At 60.1% G+C, this 3,697-nt stretch carries 5 protein-coding genes; all 5 read right to left on the bottom strand.

Annotated elements, in window-relative coordinates:
- Positions 1-72: 72 nt before the first annotated feature.
- The 5 genes from ABX749_RS25700 to ABX749_RS25680 all read right to left on the bottom strand — a co-directional run bounded on the left by ABX749_RS25700 (position 73) and on the right by ABX749_RS25680 (position 3,289).
- Positions 73-417, bottom strand: coding sequence for an ATP synthase subunit I (locus ABX749_RS25700; RefSeq protein ID WP_372898522.1), 345 nt, complete (start codon positions 415-417; stop codon positions 73-75).
- A 12-nt stretch (positions 418-429) separates the two neighbouring features.
- Positions 430-855: an AtpZ/AtpI family protein gene (locus tag ABX749_RS25695; RefSeq protein WP_372898521.1), complete on the bottom strand. Its 426-nt coding sequence runs from the start codon at positions 853-855 to the stop codon at positions 430-432.
- Positions 852-1,247, bottom strand: coding sequence for a F0F1 ATP synthase subunit epsilon (locus tag ABX749_RS25690; protein WP_372898520.1), 396 nt, complete (start codon positions 1,245-1,247; stop codon positions 852-854). The genes ABX749_RS25695 and ABX749_RS25690 overlap by 4 nt, the downstream gene beginning before the upstream one ends.
- The gene (atpD, locus tag ABX749_RS25685; RefSeq protein ID WP_372898519.1) at positions 1,244-2,659 is read right to left on the bottom strand and encodes a F0F1 ATP synthase subunit beta; all 1,416 of its coding nucleotides are present in this window, start codon (positions 2,657-2,659) and stop codon (positions 1,244-1,246) included. Before atpD ends, ABX749_RS25690 begins: the two co-directional genes overlap by 4 nt.
- 126 nt (positions 2,660-2,785) lie before the next feature.
- Positions 2,786-3,289, bottom strand: a complete 504-nt coding sequence (locus ABX749_RS25680; protein WP_145210052.1) for a CBS domain-containing protein — start codon at positions 3,287-3,289, stop codon at positions 2,786-2,788.
- Positions 3,290-3,697: the final 408 nt, after the last annotated feature.

Below are 3,697 nucleotides of genomic sequence, written 5' to 3'. Positions count from 1 at the left end.
CGTTCAATTTGACCATCGGCCAAACGTCGGATTGCCACAGCACCCAATGGTCGACCGAAATCTGCACCCCGTTCATGGTCCGCTCCGTTGTACGGATGTCTGCACGGACGTCTGTTCGGTCGTCTGGACGGCCGTCGCCACGCTCGGTTCCCGCCCCAAAAATCGCAGCAGCGCGATCCGCGTGATCAGGAACCCCAACAAACACGCCACGAACGTCTGCCAGACTCCGTAGACGGCGAAACCGGCGAACACCAGCAGCGCGATCACCATCCGGGTCGTCAAACTGGCAAAGTAAATCGCCAGCGGTCGCTGCGAGGCCGACAGACCGCGGAGCGTCCACCACAGGCCGCCGAAGTAAAAGACCGCCAAAATGGCCCCCAAGCCGGCTGCCAAGATGATTTCGATGGATTCAAACATGATTGCCTCTCTTCAATGCCTCACATCGTTTTGACTCTCGCGAGAAATCCAACGCCAAGCGTTCAAACACCCCAGCGCGACGCCCACCACCAATAACATCAAGGTCCATGAGAACCGGCTCGGAAACCTGTGATCGATCCAAATCCCGGTCGCGATTCCGGCCAGCGCGGGCAGCGTCACCGACCAGCCGACCAAGCCGAACGTTCCCAGGCCGAACCAAATCGTTCGATTCACTTCCGCACGCGCCTTCAGCTTTCGTTGTTCCCGGGTCGAGACGTCTCGTTCCAAGTCACTGCGAAATTCTTCCGGCGATGTCTGCTGCGGCGATGTCTGCTGCGACTCGGACACGCTCGCAGTGTTGCTGGGCGTGTTGCTCGCAGGCTTGCTCGGCGTGTTGCTGGGCGTGTTGTTCGGCCGGTCGTGATCGGAACCGCTCATCGCACCTCTCCGCTCAGTTCCAAGAAGCCACGCAAGAAGCTCGCTTCCAACTTGGCCACCGCCGCGTGTGTCGCCCGCTCGCGGTCGTCGATCGATTCGAACTGTTCGCGGACGGTGCGTTGCAGTTTCCCCAAGTCTCCGCCGCGGACCGCTTGGCGAACGGAAACCAACACCGTCTGACCTTTCTTGACCAACAATCCCTCGCCGACGGCGACAAAGTGCTCGTTCCCGTCGCTATCTTCGAAGGCGAGCAATCCGGGCACGAGCGCAGAGAGAAAATCGACATGGCGGGGCAGCAAACAAAAGCATCCGTTTTCCGCTTCGGCGATGACCTTCACCACGGACTGGTCCGTCAAGACTTCGTTGGGCGTTTGGATTTTCAGCTGCATCATCGATCAGCGCCCCGGACTTGGTCGATCGTGCCGATCATGTAGAGCGAACGTTCGGGAACGTCGTGAAATTCGTCGTCCAAGATTCGGGTGCATCCTTCCAGGGTGTCCTGAATCGGCACCGTCTTGCCTTTGGCGCCGGTGAACTGCTCGGTGGTGATGAAGGGTTGAGTCAGAAACCGTTCGATCCGCCGGGCGCGATTGACGGTGCGGCGGTCGTCTCGCGAAAGTTCTTCCATGCCGAGCATCGCGATGATGTCTTTTAATTCTTCGTAGTTGGCCAGCGTTCGGCGGACATCACTGGCGACCTGGTAGTGGTTTTCGCCGACGATTTGCGGCAGCAACATTTCCGAGGTTGATTGCAGCGGATCGATCGCCGGGTACAGTCCCTCGGAGGCGCGTTTACGGCTCAGCACGACCGTCGCGGACAAGTGCGAGAACGCGTGCACGGCCGAGGGATCGGTAAAATCATCGGCCGGCACGTACACCGCTTGCACCGATGTGATCGCCCCGGACGCGGTGGAACAAATCCGTTCCTCCAACTCCGCCAGATCGGTCGCCAGCGAGGGTTGGTAGCCGACACGCGATGGCAGCTGTCCCATCAATCCGGAGACTTCCATGCCGGCTTGGATGAACCGGAAAATGTTGTCGATCAACAGCAGGACATCCTGCCGCGCATCGTCACGAAAGTATTCTGCCAGTGTCAACGCGGCATGACCGACGCGAAAGCGCGCCCCCGGTGGTTCGTTCATTTGACCGAACATCATGATCGTGTTGTCACGCACCCCGGCTGCGCCCATTTCCCGGTACAACTCCTCGGCTTCGCGACACCGTTCCCCGATGCCACAAAACAGACTGACGCCGGAGTGTTTGGAGACCACGTTGTGGATCAACTCGGTGATCAAGACGGTCTTGCCGACACCCGCACCACCGAACAAGCCCGCCTTGCCGCCGCGTTCGAGCGGCGAGAGCAGGTCGATCGCCTTGATCCCGGTTTCGAAGACTTCGGATTGCGTCGCGCGGCTGGCGATCGCCGGCGGCGTCTGGTGAATGCTTCGCCGCGGAAGCTCGTCCAGCGGTTCGTCGTCATCGATGGGCTGACCAAACACGTTGAGTGCCCGGCCGAGCAACCTCTTTCCCACCGGCACGTCGAGGGGTTTGCCGAGATCACGGATGGCGATGCCGCGTGACAGGCCCTGGGTGGAATTGAACGCGATGCCGCGGACCGTGTGCGGATCAAGTTGTGCCGCGACTTCCACCACGATTTCGCCCCCGGCACCGGTTCTCAGTTCGTGGTTGATCGCCGGCAGCACGTCGTCAAAGTGTGCGTCTATGACACTGCCTCGCACCGAAACGACACGGCCCAGGTTGACCGGACGGTTCCGTTTCGTCTCGTTAGATGCAGCCGTAAACATGATTCACCGCATAGGGGACAGCGCTGGCGGACGCGGCGTTTTCGGCGCCCCGTCACGACATCATGCTGGTGGCAAATGCTGTGCCGCGTTGAAGCACCAACGCAACCGCTGTGCGTCACCGCGCGATCAACCGGTGACGATGAACCTGTGGTTCATGATCTTGTGGACGTCGACGGGGAACCGCTCTCGGTCGCTGGAGCGATTCCATTGGTGGTAGAAATCGTCGAGGGCGCGAAGGATATCGCGGCGGCTGATGATCCCCAGCAGATGTTGATCTTCATCGACCACGGGCAGATGGCGGAATTGATGACTCATGAAAATCGACGTCAACGCAAACACGTCGGTATCGGGTCCAACGCACGTGGGATGTTTCTTCATGATCGTCGTGGCGGTCTGCGTCGGGCTGGGATTGCCGTAGAACATCTCGTTGGCGAGAAATTCCAAACAGTCGCCTTCGGAGATGAAGCCCAGCAGATGCTTCACATTGCCGTCGTGCTTGACCACGGGGGCGTTGGAGATCTTGTGTTTCAATAAGAACGCCACAATGTCCCCCAACATCATCTCGGGCTGAACGCATTGGACATGCGTGTTCATGATATCGCGGGCCGTCGGAGTCGTTTCGGTATGCATCGGAGCTCTCACGGTTGATGAGTCGGTTGGGAACACAGTGAGACACTGAGGCAATTGGTGTGCCAATCGGCCTGATGTGCGGTTCGAGCAGACCCCGGCAGGGGGCGAGAGACACCGGGTCTCGCGTCACGACATCAACGCCGAGAACAACCCGCTCCCGTTGGCGCGCTGTTTGCTAACTGTGTTTGGCAACGCCAAATTGGCATGCGCGTCCGGCAACGCCTGAAGGCTGGACACCAACGTGCGCTGGTGTGCAGGCTTTAGCCGCCCGGGGTCGCTGCGGAGCAGCGAGCAGGATGCGCCTGAAGGCTGGACACCAACGTGCGCTGGTGTGCAGGCTTTAGCCGCCCGGGGTCGCTGCGGAGCAGCGAGCAGGCAACGCCTGAAGGCTGGACACCAACGTGTGCT

The sequence above is a fragment of the Stieleria sp. genome (assembly GCF_041595215.1).
In the GTDB taxonomy this organism is placed as follows: domain Bacteria; phylum Planctomycetota; class Planctomycetia; order Pirellulales; family Pirellulaceae; genus Stieleria; species Stieleria magnilauensis.
Note: the sequence above shows the minus strand (reverse complement) of the source record. Positions and strands in the feature narration are given on the sequence as shown.